Source organism: Qipengyuania intermedia, from assembly GCF_019711615.1.
Lineage (GTDB): Bacteria > Pseudomonadota > Alphaproteobacteria > Sphingomonadales > Sphingomonadaceae > Qipengyuania > Qipengyuania intermedia.
In genome coordinates this window covers 199,230-218,585 of record NZ_JAIGNS010000001.1, presented here as the reverse complement: position 1 = coordinate 218,585, position 19,356 = coordinate 199,230, and the positions used below count along the sequence as shown (strand labels likewise).

The 19,356-nt window shown below is 63.7% G+C and carries 20 protein-coding genes; 7 read left to right on the top strand and 13 right to left on the bottom strand.

Translation table 11 applies throughout. The features are described 5' to 3' along the window. Positions 1 to 7 precede the first annotated feature (7 nt). Positions 8 to 385 (top strand): MerR family transcriptional regulator, encoded by a 378-nt coding sequence (locus K3179_RS00995; protein ID WP_221562080.1) that lies wholly within the window; start codon positions 8 to 10, stop codon positions 383 to 385. Positions 386 to 387: 2 nt separating this feature from the next. Here K3179_RS00995 and K3179_RS00990 read toward each other — a convergent pair whose 3' ends face one another. From K3179_RS00990 to K3179_RS00970, 5 genes are all read right to left on the bottom strand, one after another. Next, positions 388 to 1,167 carry a class I SAM-dependent methyltransferase gene (locus K3179_RS00990; protein ID WP_221562079.1) on the bottom strand — a complete coding sequence of 260 codons (780 nt, stop codon included), beginning with the start codon at positions 1,165 to 1,167 and terminating at the stop codon, positions 388 to 390. 42 nt (positions 1,168 to 1,209) lie between these two features. Beyond that, the gene (locus K3179_RS00985) at positions 1,210 to 4,632 is read right to left on the bottom strand and encodes an AAA family ATPase (RefSeq protein ID WP_221562078.1); all 3,423 of its coding nucleotides are present in this window, start codon (positions 4,630 to 4,632) and stop codon (positions 1,210 to 1,212) included. 31 nt (positions 4,633 to 4,663) lie between these two features. Further along, on the bottom strand, positions 4,664 to 5,410 hold the full coding sequence (locus tag K3179_RS00980; protein WP_221562077.1) for a thioredoxin domain-containing protein: 747 nt from the start codon (positions 5,408 to 5,410) through the stop codon (positions 4,664 to 4,666). A 114-nt stretch (positions 5,411 to 5,524) separates the two neighbouring features. Next, on the bottom strand, positions 5,525 to 6,259 hold the full coding sequence (locus tag K3179_RS00975; protein ID WP_221562076.1) for a DsbA family protein: 735 nt from the start codon (positions 6,257 to 6,259) through the stop codon (positions 5,525 to 5,527). Next, on the bottom strand, positions 6,240 to 6,827 hold the full coding sequence (locus K3179_RS00970) for a DUF721 domain-containing protein (RefSeq protein WP_221562075.1): 588 nt from the start codon (positions 6,825 to 6,827) through the stop codon (positions 6,240 to 6,242). The genes K3179_RS00975 and K3179_RS00970 overlap by 20 nt, the downstream gene beginning before the upstream one ends. A 14-nt stretch (positions 6,828 to 6,841) precedes the next feature. Between K3179_RS00970 and mutY the strand changes: the two genes are divergently transcribed. Then, complete coding sequence (gene mutY / locus K3179_RS00965; protein WP_221562074.1) at positions 6,842 to 7,861, top strand: A/G-specific adenine glycosylase; 1,020 nt, start codon at positions 6,842 to 6,844, stop codon at positions 7,859 to 7,861. On the opposite strand, the gene K3179_RS00960 is transcribed toward mutY, so the two are convergent. Continuing rightward, positions 7,858 to 8,079 (bottom strand): hypothetical protein, encoded by a 222-nt coding sequence (locus tag K3179_RS00960; RefSeq protein ID WP_090482492.1) that lies wholly within the window; start codon positions 8,077 to 8,079, stop codon positions 7,858 to 7,860. The two genes, mutY and K3179_RS00960, sit on opposite strands and share 4 nt — an antisense overlap. Positions 8,080 to 8,189: 110 nt before the next feature. Between K3179_RS00960 and K3179_RS00955 the strand changes: the two genes are divergently transcribed. From K3179_RS00955 to K3179_RS00945, 3 genes are all read left to right on the top strand, one after another. Continuing rightward, a complete protein-coding gene (locus tag K3179_RS00955; RefSeq protein ID WP_221562073.1) occupies positions 8,190 to 9,494 on the top strand; it encodes a serine hydrolase domain-containing protein in 1,305 nt (434 codons plus the stop codon). Positions 9,495 to 9,574: 80 nt separating this feature from the next. Continuing rightward, a complete protein-coding gene (gene nudC, locus K3179_RS00950) occupies positions 9,575 to 10,357 on the top strand; it encodes an NAD(+) diphosphatase (RefSeq protein WP_247712822.1) in 783 nt (260 codons plus the stop codon). Beyond that, positions 10,354 to 11,043, top strand: coding sequence for a DsbA family oxidoreductase (locus K3179_RS00945; protein ID WP_221562071.1), 690 nt, complete (start codon positions 10,354 to 10,356; stop codon positions 11,041 to 11,043). The genes nudC and K3179_RS00945 overlap by 4 nt, the downstream gene beginning before the upstream one ends. A 12-nt stretch (positions 11,044 to 11,055) precedes the next feature. On the opposite strand, the gene K3179_RS00940 is transcribed toward K3179_RS00945, so the two are convergent. The 6 genes from K3179_RS00940 to mgtE all read right to left on the bottom strand — a co-directional run bounded on the left by K3179_RS00940 (position 11,056) and on the right by mgtE (position 16,360). Next, positions 11,056 to 12,015 carry a hypothetical protein gene (locus K3179_RS00940; protein ID WP_221562070.1) on the bottom strand — a complete coding sequence of 320 codons (960 nt, stop codon included), beginning with the start codon at positions 12,013 to 12,015 and terminating at the stop codon, positions 11,056 to 11,058. Positions 12,016 to 12,154: 139 nt separating this feature from the next. Further along, positions 12,155 to 13,462: a YjiH family protein gene (locus K3179_RS00935; protein WP_221562069.1), complete on the bottom strand. Its 1,308-nt coding sequence runs from the start codon at positions 13,460 to 13,462 to the stop codon at positions 12,155 to 12,157. Between the two features lie 186 nt (positions 13,463 to 13,648). After that, positions 13,649 to 13,894 carry a hypothetical protein gene (locus K3179_RS00930; RefSeq protein WP_221562068.1) on the bottom strand — a complete coding sequence of 82 codons (246 nt, stop codon included), beginning with the start codon at positions 13,892 to 13,894 and terminating at the stop codon, positions 13,649 to 13,651. A 173-nt stretch (positions 13,895 to 14,067) separates the two neighbouring features. After that, positions 14,068 to 14,202, bottom strand: a complete 135-nt coding sequence (locus K3179_RS00925; protein WP_100260903.1) for an entericidin EcnA/B family protein — start codon at positions 14,200 to 14,202, stop codon at positions 14,068 to 14,070. A 118-nt stretch (positions 14,203 to 14,320) separates the two neighbouring features. Then, a complete protein-coding gene (locus K3179_RS00920) occupies positions 14,321 to 14,710 on the bottom strand; it encodes a DUF1489 family protein (protein ID WP_090482511.1) in 390 nt (129 codons plus the stop codon). Positions 14,711 to 14,908: 198 nt separating this feature from the next. Beyond that, entirely contained in the window at positions 14,909 to 16,360 is a 1,452-nt protein-coding gene (mgtE, locus tag K3179_RS00915) for a magnesium transporter (RefSeq protein WP_221562067.1), read from the bottom strand. A gap of 103 nt (positions 16,361 to 16,463) precedes the next feature. On the opposite strand from mgtE, the gene K3179_RS00910 reads away from it, so the two are divergent. Further along, complete coding sequence (locus tag K3179_RS00910; RefSeq protein ID WP_221562066.1) at positions 16,464 to 16,925, top strand: peptidylprolyl isomerase; 462 nt, start codon at positions 16,464 to 16,466, stop codon at positions 16,923 to 16,925. A 380-nt stretch (positions 16,926 to 17,305) separates the two neighbouring features. After that, a complete protein-coding gene (gene miaB / locus K3179_RS00905; RefSeq protein ID WP_221562065.1) occupies positions 17,306 to 18,652 on the top strand; it encodes a tRNA (N6-isopentenyl adenosine(37)-C2)-methylthiotransferase MiaB in 1,347 nt (448 codons plus the stop codon). Here miaB and K3179_RS00900 read toward each other — a convergent pair. Continuing rightward, on the bottom strand, positions 18,641 to 19,219 hold the full coding sequence (locus K3179_RS00900; RefSeq protein WP_221562064.1) for a hypothetical protein: 579 nt from the start codon (positions 19,217 to 19,219) through the stop codon (positions 18,641 to 18,643). The genes miaB and K3179_RS00900 overlap by 12 nt on opposite strands. Between the last annotated feature and the right edge of the window lie 137 nt (positions 19,220 to 19,356).

Sequence of the window (19,356 nt, the reverse complement as noted above, 5' to 3'; positions counted from 1 at the left end):
GGATCGCATGGCCGAATTCGACGATCACAAGGAAGAAGGTGCGCTGCGCACCATCGGTGAAGTCGCCCGTGCGACGGGCATCAAAACGCACGTGTTGCGATATTGGGAGCAGCAGTTCCCCAGCCTCAAGCCCCTGAAACGCAGTGGCGGGCGCCGGTACTACCGGGCCGAGGACGTTGCGCTGGTCGAGCGGATCGACCGGCTCGTAAACAAAGAAGGTTACACCCTGAAGGGCGCAAAAGCGGCCCTTCGCGGCGTGCCGGACCAGCAGGGCGCCGCCCAGGAAACGACCGTTTCAAACGGCACCGAGGCTGCCTCGAACTTCCTTCCACGACTGAAGGCGGTGAGGGACGATCTGCGTGCCGCACTGGAAGCCGCTGTCTAGCTTCAGTCACACCTTCCGATAACCAGCCGCAGCGGGCCGTCGAAGAAGGCCTGCCTGCGCAAGTGCCCATATTTCCGGTCCCATTCACCGCTCTCCAGATCGCTGGAAAGGGTCGTGACGAAGCGGTCGACCGCTTCTTCGCTCACCAGGCTCCAGCTTGAACAGGCGAGCCGCGCGGCCGGATCGAGAAAGCGCTCGGGCCGTCCATAATAGGCTTCGTTGAAACCGTCACTGCACTCCAGCGGGACGGGAACAGGCTCGACTTCCACCTTGCCGCCCAAGGCGTCCACAATCCTCGAAATCTGCGGGAAGCGCCCTGCTTCGACTGCGCGCACTTCGGGAATGTAATCGCTCAGCCAGTAGTCGTGCATCAGTTGTGGATCGCACACGAGGAGGACGACCGGACCGATCGTGACCCGCCGCATTTCCGACAAACCTTTCTCGAGATCGCTCCACTGGTGAACGGTAACGCTCGCCATCGAGGCGTCGAAGGAATTGTCGGGAAAGGGCAAGTCTTCCGCCGTGGCATCGATCGCCTCGACCAGATGCGACGGGCGCTGTGCCCGCATGGATTGCGACGGTTCGACCGCCGTGACCTGCCGGTCGGTGGGCTCGTAGGACCCGGCTCCTGCGCCGACATTCAGCACTGTCTCGGCATCGCCGAGCGCGCGGTGGATTTGCGCTTCGATTATCGGGTCCGGCTGGCGGAACTGCGCGTAGGTTCCTCCGATGTCGCCATAATCGACATCGCCCGCGCTGCCGTCGCTTGTCCGTTGAGTCATCGTTTTCCCCCACCGCATCACGCAGCAGGATTATCCGAGAGGCTATTCTGCCGCCAGAAGTTCTTCCGCGCCGCCGAGGTCGACACTGACGAGGCGGCTGATGCCCTTCTCGATCATGGTGACACCGAAAAGGCGGTGCATCCGACTCATCGTCACGGCGTTGTGCGTAACGATCAGGTAACGCGTGTTGGTTTCGCGCACCATGGCGTCGAGCAGGTCGCAGAAGCGGTCGATATTGGCATCGTCCAGCGGCGCGTCGACTTCGTCGAGCACGCAGATCGGGGCTGGGTTGGTCAGGAACAGTGCGAAGATCAGCGCCGTTGCGGTCAGCGCCTGCTCCCCGCCCGACAGCAGGGTTAGCGACTGGAGCCGCTTGCCCGGCGGCTGGGCGAAAATCTCGAGGCCCGCTTCGAGCGGATCGTCGCTGTCTATTAGCGCAAGATGCGCTTCCCCGCCTTCGAACAGGCGCGTGAAGAGACGCTTGAAGTGGTCGTTCACCTGCTCGAACGCCTCGCGCAGCCGCTCGCGCCCTTCGCGATTGAGGCTGCCGATCGAACCGCGCAGGCGATTGACCGCCTCGCGCAGTTCCTCCTGCTCAGCCGCGTTCGAACCATGCTCGCTCTCGATCTTTTCCAGCTCTTCGGCAGCGACGAGGTTCACGGGCCCGATACGCTCGCGGCTGGCGGTAAGGCGATCCATCTCCTCGCCTTCCAGATTCGCCGATTTGACGTCGCTTGCCTCGAACTCGAATTTGGCGGGCAGGAGGGGCGGGGGCGACTGGAAGCGTTCGCCCGAGATCCGCGCCATCTCGATCCTGCGACCGTCCTGGTTCTCTGCCCGTTCGGACAGGCCGGCGCGATTTTCACGGGCAGCCGCCAACGCTTCATTGGCGGAAGCGAAAGCGCGGTCGGCCTCGGCTGCGCGTTCATTGGCTTCGGCGACTGCGGCCTCCGCTTTCGCCAGCTCCGTGCCGAGGCGTTCGCGGACCTGGTCGCCCTGTTCGATCTCGCGCATCAGCCCTTCGGGCTTGGCAGCGAAGACCGCGCGCTCTTCCTCGATCTCTTCGAACCGGCGGGCCATGTCCGAAAGGCGGCGCGTCGCTTCACCCGAACGCGCCTGCCAGTTGGCCATGTCGCTGCGCTGAGCGGCCGTGCGTTCGCGCGCTACGGCCAGCGACTGGTCATGCGCGGCAAGCTCGGCGGCGCGTGCCTGCAGGGTGGAGCGGGCGGCCTCGTTTTTCGCCCGGGCAGCATCGAGCGAGGCGCGACCGGCTGCCGGATCGGGCAAAGCGGATTGCTTGGCCTGTGCTGCCTCCAGCTCGGACTGTGCAGAGGAAAGCAAGTCGCTGTGTTCGCTTTCGGCGCGTTCCAGTTCTTCCAGCCGAGCGGCGATACGTTCGCGTGCGGCCTCAGCCTGGTCTAGTGCGCGCAGGGCCTGGCGCTCTGCATCGGCGGTCGCGGCCAGTTCGCGATCGGCAGCGATCAGGTCGCGTTGCAAGGTGGACAGTTCCTCGCTCGCACGCGCTTCGTCGGCCTGCGCTGTCGAAACCGCCGATTGCAGGGCTGGAAGTTGCTGCGCCAGATCGGCAAAGCGATTGTCCGCTTCCAGCCTGGCAGCCTCCGCAGCGCCTTCGCCTCGAACGACAAGGCCGTCCCATCGGCGAAGGTGGCCATCGCGCGTGACGAGGCTTTCGCCGGGGGCGAGCGTGCGTCCGTCGTCGCGGTCCGCGACATTGACGAGCGCGAGCCGGGCGCGCAATTCGTCGGGACACTGGTCGAGGTGGTCAACGAGGCTGTCGGCCACCGCCGGCGGGGCGTCCGCACCGGTCCAGTAGCGCCCTTCCGCCCCTTCGTCCGGCAGGCCAAGCAGGGCCTTGCCATCGCGGCCCAGAGCGGCTGCTGCTGCCCGTTCATAGCCCTTGGCCGCGCGCACGCCATCAATGGCCTGTTTGCGACCGGAACGTTTAGCGGCTGCGCGCTCGCGCGCTTCGCGGTCGCGGAGCAGGGCATCGTGTTCGCGCTGGATGCCGGACAGCTCGGCCCGGGCGGCGGACAGGGCGCTCGATGCTTCGTCGCGGGCTGCCTGCAACTCGCTCTTGCGGGCTTGCATGGTTTCGATGGCCGCCCGCTTGTCTGCCAATGACCTGGTAGCCTCCTCGGCGGCGGACTTGGCGCTTTCGAGCGCGCCATCGACATCTTCTCCGGCCAGCGCCTGGCGCTGCTCGGCCATGCGGCGGCCTTCCGCCTCGACCCGTTCGAGCCGCATCCGGGCCTGCGAGATTTCGGCCTCGACGACGCGCCATTCAGCCTCGACACCGGCATTGTCGGCGGTCGCCTTGGCCAACGCGAGTTCCGCCGTCCGGCTGGCGCGTTCGGCGTCTTCGCTCTGCGCGACGAGAGACGGGCGGCGATCCTCGTTGGCGGCAAGGTCCTTCTCGCTGTTCGCGAGTTCCTTCTCCAGTCGCGCGAGCGCTTCTGCCGCGTCCTTGGTCATGCGATCGGCATCACCGCGATCTTCTTCCAGCCGCCGTTTCTGACGGTCGAGGTCGGCAAGGCGCTGTTCGGCAGCCTCCAGCTGGCTGGTAAGAGAAGCCATGCGGTGGCCATGCGCACTCGCATCGTCGCGGCGGTCGGCCTGTTCCTCGCGCGCTTCGGCCAATGCCTCGGCAGCCGCGCGCTGCGCCCTTTGCGCCTCGTCCGCAGCCTTCTGCGCCTCTGTCACCCGCGCTTCGGCTGCGGCAGCGGCTTTCTTGGCCTCTTCGGCAGCGGCGGCAGCATCGCGCCAGCGGGCGTAGACCAGCCGCGCCTCTGCGGTCTTTATCTGGTCGGAAAGCGTCTTGTAGCGTTCCGCCTGTTTCGCCTGCCGGCGCAGCGAGGCGATCTGGCTGTCGAGCCCAGCCATGAGATCTTCGAGCCGCGCGAGGTTGTTTTCGGTGGAGCGCAGCTTGCTCTCCGCATCCTTGCGCCGGACATGAAGGCCCGCAATCCCGGCCGCCTCTTCGAGCATCTGGCGGCGTTCGACGGGCTTTGCCGCAATGACCTGCGCGATCTTGCCCTGGCTGACGAGGGCAGGGGAGTGCGCGCCGGTGGCGGCATCGGCGAAAGTGAGCGCGACGTCCTTGGCGCGCACGTCCTTGCCGTTGACGCGGTACGCGCTGCCAGCCCCGCGTTCGATGCGGCGGATGACCTCCAATTCGTCGCCATCGTCGCTTTCGGCGGAAAGCTGGACTTCGGCGAAATCGCGCGGCGGCCGCGTGGCGGTGCCTGCGAAGATGACGTCTTCCATGCCGCCCGAGCGCATGGACTTGGGCGAGTTTTCGCCCATCACCCAGCGGATCGCTTCGAGAAGGTTGGATTTACCGCACCCGTTCGGGCCGACCACGCCGGTCAGCCCGGGTTCGATGCGCAGTGTGGACGGCTCGACGAAGCTCTTGAAACCGCTCAGTCTGAGCTGTTTTATGAGCATCGTCGCCGTGTCCCCCCCTCTAGCCCCGGCCTTACCTGGCGCCGGCGCGTTGCAGGATTGGTTCGACCTGCGCCCACTGGTTCCCGTCGAGCCGCTGGCCGTTGAGGAAGAAGGTGGGCGTGCCGGTGACGTTCAGTTCCTCTGCTGCGGAGCGCGAGGTGTTCGCGATAGTTTCGATGCCCTGTGCATCGGTCAGGCAACTGCGCGCCTGGTCCGCGGACAGACCGCGTGCCGCGAAGAAGTCGATCAGCCCGGCGGCCTCTGCGAGCCTGAGGAAACGCTGGTCGGGCGCCGCCTGCATGGCTGCCTGGTAGGCCGACTGGTTGGCTTCCATGTTTTCGTAGAAGGAAGCGAGCGAGCCCCACGCCTGGTCGGACAGGGCGTGGAAGCTTTCCGGGGCGCCGCACTGGGCCAGGGTCGAGATCGTCACGTCCACCGGATCGCGCAGCAGCGGACGGATTTCGTAGCTGACCACGCCGGTATCGACGTAATCCTGCTGCAGGGGCGTCGACCCGTTTTCGGCGAAATAGGCGCAGGCGCCGCAGGTGTGGCTGGCGAATTCTACCAGTTTGAGCGGTGCGTCGGGATTGCCGATGACGAACCCGCCTTCGTCGGTCTTGCTGGCAACTTCCAGCCAGCTCGTGCCTTCGGGAGCGGGGATCGCGGCAATTGCATCCCCTTCGAGCGAACCGGCGGCTGCTTCTTCCGTGCTGTCGCCGCATGCTGCGAGCGTCAGGGCAAATGGTGCGAGAATGGCAAGGCGCAGGCTGGTGTTCATCGGTTTCCTCTCGAGTGGATAGGTAGGCTAAGCCAGGGTTCGTGCCGGGTGAAGCGCAGCGGACGCGGTGTCCACAGGCCTATCCCCGACAAATGCAACCATGAGGTTGCAGGGTTACTTCTTGTAGAGCGCGTCGAGATAGGGCTGGAGACGCGTCCAGTCGTGCGCGTCGAGGGTCTCGCCGCCCATGATGAAGGTCGGTGTGCCGCGCAGGCCGTATTTCTCGGCATCGGCCTGGCTCTGCGCCGCGATCGCGCGGGCCTTGGTCTCGTCCTTGAGGCAATCGTCGAGCGCGATGCGCGAGTAACCGCGGGTTTCCATGATCTCGTAAAAGTCGAGATCGCTGGCGATCGCCTGTGCGCGGGCACCGAAGCTGCCGAAATTCCAGCGCGCCATCTGCGCCTGCGTCATGCTGCGCGCCTTCGCCATCCATTCGGGATACTTCATCAGCAGGGCCGTGTGGTTGGCGAAGAACTTGGAAGGCGCACCGCATTGCGCGGTCAGCGCTGCCGTAAGGTCGACAGGATCGCGGATCAGGTGCCGCACTTCGTAGGACACCTTCCCGCCGGGCACATACAGGAGCTTGATCGCGCTTTCGCCGGTCTTGGTGAATTCCGCGCAGTGCGAGCAGGTGTAGCTCATGAATTCGACCAGGCGCGCCTCGGCATCGGGGTTGCCGAGGACATGGCCGCCGTCGACTTCGTTGATGACGGTATTCCAGTTTCCGCGCGGCTTGCTGGTCGCCAGGTCCTGGGCCGTGGAGGGGAGCGAAGCAAATGCGGCAGCGGCGGCGAGGGCGCTCGCGGCGAATTTGGCAAGGGTTTTCACGTCAGTCGGTTCCATCTTCATTTTGCGATCCTAGCCCGCGTGCCAGCGATTCAAGCACGGCACGCAGTTCAGGATCCCCGATATCGCGCAAACTGTCGCCGAGTTCCATCGGTATCGGCTTGAGCGAGGGCGGGGCTTTCGCCTTCTGCTTCGCCTCGGGCGGCTTAACCGCACCTTGCCGGAGCTTGATCCGCGCCACTGCCTTATAGCCGAAGAAGCGATTCACGCGCTCGATGATCTCGGGCAGGACCTGTTGGATCAGCGGGGCGTGGGCGGGTTTGACGACGAGTTCCAGTATTCCTTCCGATTTCTCGCCCGGCGGGAACCGGATCATTTCCGGGGTGCAGACCTGAGAATGCGTATCGCCGACGATTTCCGGCCAGCGGCTCACGATCGAGGACTGGACGAAGCCGAAGCGGCGGAAGGCAGGCCTGCCGATTTGCGGCATGAGGTCCGATATGGCCTTGGCCTGCCCGCCCCGAGGCCGTTCATAAGGCTTTCCCGCCTTGGCTTTCCCGGACGGTTTTTTTGCCCGGGCGGGCTTGTTGGCAGATTTGGGCTTGTCGCTTTCCATTGTGGCGGCGCTCATGCCATAGGCAGCGAGTGGCCGCCAGCATCTCCGACATACTTCTTGAATGGTACGACACTCATGCCCGCCACCTGCCGTGGCGTGCGCGGCCGGGTGCGCCGCCGACCGACCCCTACCGGGTCTGGCTTTCGGAAGTGATGCTGCAGCAGACGACAGTCGCCGCAGTGAAACCCTACTTCAAGGCCTTCACCGGTCGCTGGCCGACGGTCCAGGATCTGGCGGCAGCGCCGGAAGAAGACGTCATGGCGGCATGGGCGGGGCTGGGCTATTATTCGCGGGCGAGAAACCTCGTGAAGGCATCTCGCGCGATTGCCGAAATGGGCGCTTTCCCAAGAACCGAGGGGGAGTTGCGCAATCTGCCCGGTCTCGGCGCCTACACAGCTGCTGCGGTAGCGGCGATCGCGTTCGGACAGCGCGCCGTCGTCGTCGATGCCAATGTCGAACGCGTGGTTTCGCGGCTGTTCGCGATCGAGGAGCCCTTGCCGGCCTCGCGCAAGCTGATCCGCGAACGCGCCGACGAGATTACCCCGGAAAAGCGGGCAGGCGACTTTGCCCAGGCGATGATGGATCTCGGCGCGACCATCTGCACGTCGCGCGACCCCAAGTGCCTGCTGTGCCCGCTATCGGCGGCCTGCGGAGGCAGGAAAACGGGCGATCCGGCGCGTTTTCCCATCAAGGCACCCAAGAAAGCCAAGCCCGTCAGGCAGGGTCAGGCCTATTGGATCACCAAAGAGGACCATGTGTGGCTGGTACGGCGCGAGGGCACGGGAATGCTTGGCGGAATGCGCGCGCTTCCCGATGACGGCTGGTCGGCGCAGGGAGACGGGCACAAGAATGCTCCGACCGGCGGCCCGTGGCGCGATCTGGGGCAAGTCCGGCACACCTTCACGCATTTCGCGCTGGAACTGGCGGTGTGCGAAACGCAAGCGACCTTAGATCCCTTGGATCAAGGGGAATGGTGGCCGCTCGACAGGCTCGACGAAGCGGGATTGCCGACGCTGTTTGCAAAGGCAGCGCGGCTGGCGCTTGCCTAGATGATGCCGCCGCCCAGCGTCAGGCGCAGGGCCGCTATCAGCAGCACGATGATGTTGAAGTTGCGTCCCGAATTGCTCGACGACAGCTGGCCGACGATGATGCCGATGACGATCAGCGGCAGCGCCAGCCAGTTGGCCCAGCCCAGCAAGGGAATGGTCGCCGGAATGACGATGACGAGCGAGACGATTCCGAACAGGAACGAGAGAAGGTTCAGCATGTGTCCTATATGGATAGGACAGTGAGTGAATTCAAGAGTTTCAATTCGCAATTGACCGTTCAGCATCGCTTGCGCACAAAAGGCGCGAAAAGAACTTCGAGAGGAATTCCATGGCCTACCGCAATTTCGACGATGCCCAGCTTTCGCGCCGTTCGCTGCTGAGGGGCGGGGCGTGGCTGACCGCCGGTGCAGCCATATCGGGCCTGCCAGGCGGCAGCCTGGCGCTGGCGCACAGCAAGTCGGCGGACTGGCCCATGGTCTCCAAGCTGGTCGACAAATATGTGTCCGAAGGCAAGGTCGCCAACATGGCGGCCGCGCTGGGCTGGGGTGACCGCGACCCCCTGCTCATTGCGCAAGGCACGCTGGCGATCGGCGGCGCGACACCTGCCGGCATGGACAGCCTTTACCGCATTTATTCGATGACCAAGCCGGTCACCGGCATGGCGACCATGATGCTGATCGACGAGGGCAAGCTCGGCCTCGACCAGCCGTTGGCCGAAACGCTGCCCGCATTCTCCAAGATGATGGTGCAGAAGACCTATGACGGTTCGGTCACCGATCTCGTCCCGGCAGAGCGCCCGATCACGATCCGCCACCTGCTGACGCACACGGCGGGCCTTGGCTATTCGATCATCCAGAAGGGTCCGATCCGCCAACAATATGTGAAATACGGCGTGGTGCCCGGCCAGGTGACGCGCCTGCCGATCCCGGGCCTGGGCCGCGAGGAAGCGATCCGCGGCCTCGACAAGTTCGCCAACAATCTCGCCCAGCTCCCGCTGGTCCTCCAGCCGGGCAGCAAGTGGAGCTATTCGGTCAGCCTCGACCTCCTGGGCCGCGTGATCGAAGTCGCCAGCGGGATGAGCTTCGACGAATATCTCCGCACCCAAATCTTCGAGCCGGCCGGCATGAACAGCACGTTCTTCCGCGTACCGAAGAGCGAAGTGCCGCGCCTCACCACCAATTACGGAATTATGGGGGGCACACCGCTGCCGCTCGATCCGGCAGGCGCGTCGATCTATCTCGACGATCCGGCATTCCCGTTCGGCGGGGCAGGGCTCGTCTCCAGCCCGCGCGATTACGACCGCTTCCTCAAGATGCTGCTCGGCTATGGCGAAATCGACGGAAAGCGCGTGATGAGCGAGGCTGCGGTCAGGCTCGGCACCTCGAACCTCCTGCCGGAAACCGCCGTCACCAAGGGCACCTGGATCGAAGGACAGGGCTTCGGCGCCGGTGGCCGCGTCACCGACGGCTCGTTCGGCTGGGGCGGCGCTGCCGGGACGGTCGCTTTCGTCAACTACCCGGCGAAACTGAGGGCAAGCCTCTACACCCAGTACATGCCGTCCGAAGCCTATCCGATCCACGAAGGCTTCCCCAACGCCGTACAGGCCGACCTTGCAGCCATGATGGGCGCGTAAGCGGCGTGCTTTCCTTTACCGGCTCGCGCCTGGATCGCGCCGACCATGTCCGCGCCGATCCGGAGCGGCTGGCCGGCTACATGAACTGGAAGGCGCGCCTGCTCGCTCTCGACGGGTTGATGCCGTCGATGAACGATGATGGGCGCCTTTCCTGGGGCACGCTGGCGGATGCGCCGGAGGATGCGGAGCTGGTGTTCCTCGGTCTCGACGAGGGCAAGGCCTGCTTTGCCGCCGTCCCGCCGCGCGGCGATGCAAGTCCGCGCATGGCGAACCCGCAGCTATGGTCGCTGATGGCGAATCTGCAGCCCGACGACCTTGCGCTCTATGGCGGCGCACGCAGCATCGTCGACTGGCATGCGCGCCACCGGTTCTGCGCCCAATGCGGCGGCGATACAAAGCTGGCCAAGGGCGGCTGGCAGCGCGATTGCACGGCCTGCGGGGCAAGCCATTTTCCGCGCACCGATCCGGTCACGATCATGCTGGTCGAATATGACGGCAAGCTGATGCTCGGCCGCGGACTGGGCTGGCCGGAAGGAAGCTTTTCCGCTCTCGCAGGTTTCGTCGAACCGGGCGAGAGCATCGAGGAAGGCGTCGCGCGCGAAGTGTTCGAGGAAAGCGGCGTGCGCGTACGCGACGTGACTTATGTCGCCAGCCAGCCATGGCCGTTTCCCAGCCAGCTGATGATCGGCTGCCACAGCCATGCAGATGACGACGCACTGACCATCGACGAAACCGAGATGGCGGAAATCAACTGGTACACGCGCGACGAGGTGAAAGCCTCGCTGGCAGGCGACGGCCCGTTCCGCGCGCCGCCACCCCATGCCATCGCCCATCACCTCATGCATTGGTGGATCCACAAATGACCCAGCCCCGCAAGATGACGATCGATATCTGGTCCGATGTAATGTGCCCCTGGTGCCTCGTCGGCTGGGGCAATCTGTCGCAGGCGCTCGAGCAGCTGGAAGGCGAGATCGAGGCGGACGTGCGCTGGCACGCTTTCGAACTCAATCCCGACATGCCGGAAGAAGGCGAGGAGCGCACCGCCCATATCGCCCGCAAATACGGGCGCACGATCGATCAGTCCAAGGAAGTGCAAGGCCAGATGCGGCAGGCTGCCGATGCGGCTGGCGTATCGCTCGATTACGAAGGTCCGGACCCTGCGCCCGATGCGATGATGTGGAACACCTTCGAGGCGCACAAGCTGCTGACCTGGACCGGCGAGGAGCACGGGCCGGCAAAGCAGACCGAACTCAAGCTCGCCCTGTTCAAGGCGCATTTCAATGCCCGCCAGCGGATCGGCGAGCGCGAAGTGCTGCTTGATGTGGCGGAGAGCGTCGGCCTCGCCCGGGATGCCGCCTCGGCCGCGCTCGACGACGAGCAGATCGCCCACAAGACCCGCGCCGAAGAACGCGCCGCATGGGACATGAACATCAGCGGCGTGCCCGCGATGATCCTGGAGGGCCGCTTCATGGTGCCCGGTGCACAGCCGCCGGAATCCTACGTCAACGCGCTACGACGTGTGGCGGAGAAAACGACCGCGGCTGGCTAAGCGCCCGAACCGTTAGCAGAGTGTCCTCGGCGTCCACTCCGAGTCGTCATCATAGGTCGCCGCTTCCCCGGTGGTCGTATCATACACACGTGTGTAGCGCGCTTTTCTGACGTTGCCCTTGAACAGCAGACGCGTCCCTTCGCAGTAGAAGTCCGCCTCTGTGCCGCTCGCAATCGAGACCGGCGCTGCTCCTGCTTGGGAGAAGTTCGAACCGAACCTGATCGTATAATCTTCGGAAATGGCCACCAGAGCGATGTTCGAACCTTCGTAATGGATCGAAAAATCGCGCAGATCGGCGGAGGTCGGTCCGTACACCGTGCTGGTCGATCCTGCCGCCATGTCGATACGATCGATGCGCGCGCCGCTCGAATCCCTGACGACGGCGTGCAAAACTCCGTTCAGGTTTAGCGGATCGTCGGATTTGTAATCGCATGAAGAGCCGAAGGATTGGGATGGGTCCGAGGCGACGAGGGTGGTGTCATCTCCATTGGCCAGGTCGATCACGCGAACCTCGCTCACATCCCGGTCGTAATAGAGTGCGCGCGTGCCATCGGAAGACAGGGCCTCGCAACCCCAGTCGGGCCGCGAAACCAGCGGGACATGACTGGTATCGGTGATCTTTCCGTCCGTGTCGAACCAGAATTCTACCAGGATCATCGGCAGGGGGTTGTCGGCGCGGTCGGTTATCAGCGCGCGTCCGTGTCCTTCCGATACCAGCACGGCATCGTGCAGGTAGGCTGCATAGTTTTCATACTGATAGACCGGCTGACTTTTGGAACTGTCATTGCCGGCCACGACCAACCTTGGTGGTGTCCGTCGTTGTCGCTCTACGAATACGGTTGTCGGGACTTCGTAGGCGGGGCCGGAATCGTTGCCGCCCTTTCCGCCTTTGCCAGATGGTGGTGCACCCGTTGCGGCGACTGCAAGACCTGCAGCAGCGACGCCGAAAGCCAGAATATTAACAGCACGCATGACGATTGCCTCCTCTTCGATAAATGGAAGCGACCTTCGTTTTTGTGCGACTCTGGATCGGTACAATCATAGCAGAAAAGGCCGTAGATCCCCAACCTGCGCGCTTGAAACAGAAATAAACGCAGCGTTTTCAGAAGCGTCAGAAGATCAGCGCGGCGCTCAAGACTGCCATTGGTAACAAAATCAAGGTCCGCAGCAGGAAGATCACAACGAGATCGACTAGGTTGAGCGGCAGCGACGACTTCAGCATCAGGATACCGACCTCGGACATGAAGATCAGTTGACCGACGGAGACTACGGCCACCACGAAGCGCGTCGACATCGCGGGTATGTCCGCAGCGGCTACGGCAGGCAGGAAAACTTCGACAAATCCAACGATCATGGCCGGGGCTGCTTCGGCCGGATAGGCTACCTGCAAGGCGGTCAGCAGCCACACGAAGGGCTGGCTCAGAATGACGAAAAAGTCGGTATATTGGACGATTATCGTCCCCACCAACGCGATGAACATCCCGGCCGGAATAAGACCCAGCCAGATGTCGAGGATGTTAGCCGCGACACCCTTGGCAATTTTGGAAGAGGGCGGGGCACTCGAAGCCTTGCTCAGAGCGGCGTCGAGGGCGGTAGCGAAGGACGGAGCCTGCGTCGCTTCGCGGTCCATGGCGAAGCCGTCGACCAAATAGCTGTCGGCCTTCCTGCTTAGTGGCGGGATCCGCGCCATGATCATCGCGCAGACAATGCCGGTAAGCGTCAGGACACCGTAGAACGGCAGGAAATAGGCGTCCAAATCCAGGAATGCGACGATCACATAGCAGAATGCGATCGAAACGATGGAAAAGTTGGTGGCGATGATCGCTGCCTCGCGGGCGGAATACTGGCCTGATTCGTACTGCTGGATGGTCACAATGACGCCGACCGAACTTCCGCCAAGCCATGACGCTATCGCATCGATCGCGCTGCGGCCGGGTACTTTGAACAGCGCCTTGAACGGGCGTTCCACAAGGACACCGAAGAAATCCATCAATCCGAATTCGGTGATGAACGGCAGAATGATGCAGGCAATACCGATGGTCACGAGCGCAGGAACGAAGAGGTCGTTGAGTACCGTCACGCCCGTATCTTCGCCCCATATCCATACCGGTCCGATCTCCCAGAAGATCACCACAGCACTGACCGCGCCTGCCACGCGCAAGAGCGTCCACGCGATCCCAGGACGAAGAATTTGTTCTGTGGCGCTCTCCGAAGGGCCGGGTTGCGTCATGGCGTAGGCAATCGTTGCCAATGCCGAAACGATGCACAGGATAACGACTGCGATAGGGAGGACCGGTGCCGCAACGGCTAAAACCCAGTCCGTGAGGATGGCCATGGGGACCTTGACCCCACCATCTTGTGGGACCGGGAAAAGAAAAAATGCCGCGCCGATGGCTGACGGGAGGATGAAGCGCAGCAAGTTGGCGCCCCTGTGAGATTTCTCGCTGCTGATGCCACGTCCCCCTGAACCGAATTCAATCGGGGCGCCCCTACAAACTGGGTGAAGCAAAGCCTTCGCGCGGTCAAATGGCGCGAACCAGATTTTCACAGAGAAACGCCCCACAGAGCGAGTCTGCGGGGCCTTTCTATCGGCCTGATAACCTCGTTAGCTGGACCGGTCGTCCTGGATGGCCTGCCGGGTCTTGGGACCCTTCTGTGCGTCCTGTGCAGGATTGTCCGAGCCGACCTCCGGCTCGCGATTGGCGGGGTCGAATGCGCGGTTGAGTTCTCCGCGTGTGCCGACCTGGCGGTTCACTTCGCCGCCGGACCGGCTCTGCTGCGACGGGGTGTCGTATTCCGTGATCTCGTCGATGAGGTCATTGTCGGGGTGCATGGATTGGCGTTCGGGCATATGAATGTCTCCTTTGCCAAACCAACGGGTAAGCCCTTGGCAATGTTCCGCATTTCATCGCACCGTGCGCTCGTCTTCCCGAGGGCGCGAGCAGGCAGAAGCAATCAGCAAGGAAAAAGGCGCCGCCCGCTTGGGGCAGCGCCTCTTTCGTAAGCCGATCGGCTTGGTGCGGCTTAGCAGTTGCCTTCTACGCCGTCGGCACAATCGGTTGCGGATTCGACGTCTTCGCCGATGCCGTCGATCGTGTTGCAGGCCGAAAGAAGGATGGCCGAGCTTCCGAACGCGAGCATTGTCAGGAATTTCTTCATAGTCACTCTCCGATAGCGCAGACCGACGGCGCGCCATGTTTAATCAGTCGGTGACGTCACAACGGCGCGGATTGCAGCCGGTTCCGGAGATGCTTGTCTAAGTCTTTGGGAAGTCGGGTTAGATCAGGCCGAGGCGCTCCAGCTTGCCGGCGAGCTTGCCGGGCAAGGCGTCGCCGATGTCCTCGCCATCCTCCAGGTCGCGCGGCGGGTCGCCCTTGAGATAGCGCCAGCCCTGGTGGGCGCGCTTGGGGCGGGGCATGACGCGCACCAGTTCGGGTTTGAGGTCGATGGACCAGCGCCCGTCCTTCGTTTCGCTGAAGCCGAGGATTTCGCTACGGGCCACGATAGAGTGCTGGTGAATCCAGTAGAGCGAGCCGCCGATGCACTGTTCCCACTTGGTCGGGCGATAGCGGGTGGTCAGGTTCGGACTGCGCCGCTGCGCATACCAGCTCTCGATGTCGCCATAGCTTTGCGCACCGAAAGCGATCTTGGTCAGGTTGAGCGGCATGGGACCGATGTAGTTTGCACGGGCCGATGCGCAATGCCGGGAACTGGCTTTCCTACACTTGTGCGGCTGGGGCAGGCAGGTGTCATGGACAGCGCTACTCGCCTCTCACGCACGCAATTGCGCCACTTCGGGGGTGGTTTGCCGCCCGGGGATTTTTTCTCCCAGGACCGTGTTCCACCCGTTCCATTCTGTAGGAGATCAGACGACCTGCAACGCCACGGCAAGGCCGAGGAAAGCGAAGAAGCCCATCGAATCCGTGATCATGGTCACAAAGACGCTGGATGCCACTGCCGGGTCCTGGTCGAGCCGGTCGAACGCTACCGGCACCAAAACGCCGGCAAGCCCTGCGGTCACCACATTGATGACCATCGCCAGCGCGATCACTGCGCCAAGCAGGGGCGTGAAGATGACCGCCGTCGCCGCGCCGATAAGCACGGCGATGGTCACCCCGTTGAGCAGGGCAACGCGCAACTCGCGCGTCAGGATGCGCCGCGTGTTGCTGCGCGTCAGCTGGTTCATGGCGATGGCGCGCACGGTCACGGCCATGGTCTGCGTTCCCGCATTGCCACCGATACTGGCGACGATCGGCATGAGTACGGCCAGCGCGACCAGCTTCTCGATAGCGGCACCGAAGGCCGCGATGATGAGCGATGCGATGAGCGCAGTACCAAGGTTGGCGACCAGCCAGCGCACGCGGCTGGAGTAGGCCTCGCGGATCGGCTCGTTGATGTCGCCTTCGCCCGCGCCGGACATCAGCAGGGCGTCCTCGCCCGCTTCCTCGGCGATGATATGGACGATGTCGTCGACCGTCATCTGGCCTACCAGGCGTCCGTCCACGTCCACCACGGCGGCGGAGATGAGACCGTACTTCTGGAACATCAGCGCGACCTCTTCCTGGTCGAGCATGGCCGGGATGAGCGTCTGGTCGCGCTTCATCACATCGCCCAAAGCGATGTTGCGCGGCGTGCGCAGGATCCACGAGAGGTTGCAGGTGCCGACCGGATGATGGCGCTGGTCGACGATGAAGACCTCGAAGAAGTCCTCCGGCAAGTCGCGCCCGTCGCGCAGGAAGTCGATCAGGTCGCCGACGGTGATGTGCTCCGGAACCGCCACGAACTCGCGGTTCATCAGGCGTCCCGCGGTCTCTTCGGGATAGGACAGGGCCGACTGGATGGCGATCCGGTCTTCCGGTTCCAGCTCGGCAAGGATGGCGCGCTGGTCGTCCTCGTCCAGATCCTCGATCAGCTGGACGGCGTCGTCGGTTTCCAGCTGTTCCGCAATCTGCGCCACCGCATCGGCGGGCAGCGCTTCCATCATCTCTTCGCGGACGTAATCGTTGAGCTCGGCAACGACCTCGCTGGTCATCAGGTCGGTGATGGCCGCGGCAAGGGTGGCGCGGTCTTCCTTGTCGAACAGTTCGAGAAGGTCGGCGACGTCGGCAGGGTGGAGCGGTTCGACGAGGTCGTAGACCGCACCGGTCTCGCCCGCTTCCAGCGCGTCCTCGACCGAGGAAACGAACTCGCGCTTGAGCGTGTTCTCCTCGTCCATGCGCTCGTCGTCGATGCGGTCGTCCGGACGTGCGCCTTCCTCCTGCTCCTCGCCGGCCAGGATCACGTCGTCATCGTCAAGGGGGCGCTCGTGCTCCGCCATGGGGCGCAACCTCTAGGCAGTGGGCCCCATAAAGCAAGCAGAGGGTGACATGAGGCTGTGAACGCCTATGTAGGCGCCAACCGATTTACAGGAGACAATACCAATGGCCGACAAGCTGACCTTCACCCTCGACACCGGCGACGGCGAAAACAAGGACGTGGTGATCAAGCTGCGCCCCGACCTCGCGCCCGGGCACGTAGAGCGCATCACGACGCTGGCAGGCGAAGGCTTCTACGACGGCGTGGTGTTCCACCGCGTGATCCCCGGCTTTATGGCGCAGGGCGGCGATCCGACCGGCACCGGCATGGGCGGCAGCGACAAGCCCGACCTCAAGGCCGAATTCAACAGCGAACCGCACACCCGCGGCACCTGCTCGATGGCCCGCACCCAGGTCCCCGACAGCGCCAACAGCCAGTTCTTCATCTGCTTCGACGACGCGGAATTCCTCGACGGCCAGTACACCGTCTGGGGCCAGGTCGAGAGCGGCATGGAACACGTCGACGCGCTGCCCAAGGGCGAGCCGCCGCGCGAGCCGGGCAAGATCGTGAAGGCGACTGTTGGCTAAGACAGCTTGGCCGCGTTTTTCCGAGAGGTCTGGGCTGTCCTACAGGTGATGCAACCGGCAGGATGGCTCATTCTTCTCGGATGCCTGGCCCTCGGTTTCACATCGTCGTTCTTCATCAACCGGCGATTTGCTTTCGACTGGTGGAAGGGCGCACTGCTGCATGTGCTCCTTCCCCCGGTATTGTATACCGTCCTACTGACGCTTTTCACTCAGTGGCCTAAAGCCGATGACTGGATCTGGTACTTCGTAGGTCTGGTCTACCTGTCGCCCCTCTGGATCGGCTACTATGCGGGAGTGCTGTCGGAGCATCTCGTACGAGGCCTGAGGCGGCACAGTCTCAATTGAACCACGCCCCAATTGCCGCTAAAGCGCCTCCTCCCATGAAACCGACCACTTCCCCCAAGACCTACAGGGTCAAGAGCTTCGGCTGCCAGATGAACGTCTATGACGGCGAGCGCATGGCCGAAATGCTGGGCGAGCAGGGCATCGTGCCTGCGCCCGAAGGCGAGGATGCCGACCTTGTCGTGCTCAACACCTGCCACATTCGCGAGAAGGCGGCGGAGAAGGTCTATTCTGACATTGGTCGGCTCACCAAGGGCAAGACACAGACCAAGGCACCGATGATCGCCGTCGCGGGCTGCGTCGCGCAGGCCGAGGGCGAAGAGATCATGAGGCGCTCTCCGGCGGTCAGCATGGTCGTCGGCCCGCAGGCCTATCACCGCCTGCCGGAAATGCTGGAAAAGGCAGTGAAGGGCGAGCGGGCGACCGACACCGACATGCCGGCCATTGCCAAGTTTGCCGCGCTGCCCGAGCGCCGGCGCACCAATCCGGCGAGCTTCCTCACCGTGCAGGAAGGCTGCGACAAGTTCTGCACCTATTGCGTGGTGCCCTATACGCGCGGCGCGGAAATCAGCCGCCCCTATGCGGACCTCGTGACCGAAGCGAAGAAGCTGGTCGACGCTGGTGCGAAAGAAATCACGCTGCTCGGCCAGAATGTCAGCGCATGGTCGGGCGAGGACGGGAAGGGCCACCAGGTCGGCCTCGCGGGCCTCATCCGCGACCTTGCCAAGGTCGATGGCCTCGCGCGTATCCGCTACACCACCAGCCATCCGGCCGACATGGACGACGATCTGATCGCTGCGCATGGCGAGATCGACAAGCTCATGCCTTTCCTCCACCTGCCGGTACAGGCAGGCAGCGACCGCGTGCTCAAGGCCATGAACCGCAGCCACACGGCCGAAAGCTACCTCAAGCTGCTCGACCGCTTCCGCGCTGCGCGGCCCGACCTTGCGCTCTCGGGCGACTTCATCGTCGGCTTCCCCGGTGAAACCGATGTCGAGTTCGAGGAAACCCTCGCGCTGGTCGACGAGGTCAAATACGCGCAGGCCTTCAGCTTCAAGTACTCGCCGCGTCCCGGCACCCCCGCCGCCACGATGGACGGGCAGGTCGCCAAGGACGTCATGGACGAGCGCCTGCGCCGACTGCAGGACGCGCTCAACCGCGACCAGCTTGCCTTCAACGAGGCAAGCGTCGGGAGAACGTGTGAAGTCCTCGTGGAGCGCAAGGGCAAGCACCCCGGCCAGTGGCTCGGCAAGTCGCCGTGGCTCCAGAGCGTGTGGTTCGAGGGCGACGCGCAGATCGGCGATCTGGTCGAGGTAGAGCTGGTGGAAGCCGGACCGAACTCTCTCGCCGGTACGCTTCGCGAAACGGCTTTGTCAGCCGCCTGACGCTTCGACCGGCTCGAGGTCGGTGAACCCGGGGTCTTCCGCGATCACGACCGTCCCGGTGGTCTCCGTCATCTCGGCCGGAGCGACCGTGGGATTGGATGGATAGGCCTCTCCGTCGAACTTCAAGAGTGCATTGCCGGACGCACCGCCGCCGCCGGAAACTGCGACGGTGATGTCCTTCCAGCCATTCGTGCTGCTATCCAGCACGGTAACGGGCGTGCGCGACACGCTGATGTCGCCGACCTTGCGCCACATCGGCCCCGCAGCGGTCAGGACGAGCGTCGGGCATCCGCCCGAACCGCAGAAATAGGGGGCGGCCAGGTAGACGATCGCCTCTTGCGCGCCATCATTATCGAGATCGTTCCACGCGAGCGCGTACCGCATGGCTCCTGCATCGGGATACTCCTGCAGCAGGTAATGACGGATGTCGTCCTCCGGGTCGGGTGCGTCCGCTTGGGTCGCCATGTCATCCGCAGCTTCAGTCTCTGCCGGATCGACCGGTGCGTCTGCTGGAGAGCATGCAGCGAGAGTGCAAATCGATATGGCGGCGAGGGTCTGACGAAGCATTTGCTTACTCCCGATGCTGCGAGTCGGAGCGGGAGTCTGATCGCGGTCGGCGTTTGTGGCAAGCCGCTTACTTTCCACGGTCATGAGACCGCACCACTTGCGCCTCGCGAAGGGAAGCCTAGATTCCGACTCGGAAA

Coding starts and splice junctions, on each gene's coding strand:
- K3179_RS00940 (WP_221562070.1), bottom strand. CDS start 12,015: ATGCGTGCTGTTAATATTCTGGCTTTCGGCGTCGCTGCTGCAGGTCTT.
- K3179_RS00990 (WP_221562079.1), bottom strand. CDS start 1,167: ATGACTCAACGGACAAGCGACGGCAGCGCGGGCGATGTCGATTATGGC.
- K3179_RS00980 (WP_221562077.1), bottom strand. CDS start 5,410: ATGAACACCAGCCTGCGCCTTGCCATTCTCGCACCATTTGCCCTGACG.
- K3179_RS00920 (WP_090482511.1), bottom strand. CDS start 14,710: ATGCCGCTCAACCTGACCAAGATCGCTTTCGGTGCGCAAAGCTATGGC.
- K3179_RS00945 (WP_221562071.1), top strand. CDS start 10,354: ATGACCCAGCCCCGCAAGATGACGATCGATATCTGGTCCGATGTAATG.
- K3179_RS00975 (WP_221562076.1), bottom strand. CDS start 6,259: ATGAAGATGGAACCGACTGACGTGAAAACCCTTGCCAAATTCGCCGCG.
- K3179_RS00970 (WP_221562075.1), bottom strand. CDS start 6,827: ATGAGCGCCGCCACAATGGAAAGCGACAAGCCCAAATCTGCCAACAAG.
- mgtE (WP_221562067.1), bottom strand. CDS start 16,360: ATGGCGGAGCACGAGCGCCCCCTTGACGATGACGACGTGATCCTGGCC.
- K3179_RS00985 (WP_221562078.1), bottom strand. CDS start 4,632: ATGCTCATAAAACAGCTCAGACTGAGCGGTTTCAAGAGCTTCGTCGAG.
- K3179_RS00930 (WP_221562068.1), bottom strand. CDS start 13,894: ATGCCCGAACGCCAATCCATGCACCCCGACAATGACCTCATCGACGAG.
- K3179_RS00900 (WP_221562064.1), bottom strand. CDS start 19,219: ATGCTTCGTCAGACCCTCGCCGCCATATCGATTTGCACTCTCGCTGCA.
- miaB (WP_221562065.1), top strand. CDS start 17,306: ATGAAACCGACCACTTCCCCCAAGACCTACAGGGTCAAGAGCTTCGGC.
- K3179_RS00995 (WP_221562080.1), top strand. CDS start 8: ATGGCCGAATTCGACGATCACAAGGAAGAAGGTGCGCTGCGCACCATC.
- nudC (WP_247712822.1), top strand. CDS start 9,575: ATGAACTGGAAGGCGCGCCTGCTCGCTCTCGACGGGTTGATGCCGTCG.
- K3179_RS00925 (WP_100260903.1), bottom strand. CDS start 14,202: ATGAAGAAATTCCTGACAATGCTCGCGTTCGGAAGCTCGGCCATCCTT.
- K3179_RS00910 (WP_221562066.1), top strand. CDS start 16,464: ATGGCCGACAAGCTGACCTTCACCCTCGACACCGGCGACGGCGAAAAC.
- K3179_RS00960 (WP_090482492.1), bottom strand. CDS start 8,079: ATGCTGAACCTTCTCTCGTTCCTGTTCGGAATCGTCTCGCTCGTCATC.
- K3179_RS00955 (WP_221562073.1), top strand. CDS start 8,190: ATGGCCTACCGCAATTTCGACGATGCCCAGCTTTCGCGCCGTTCGCTG.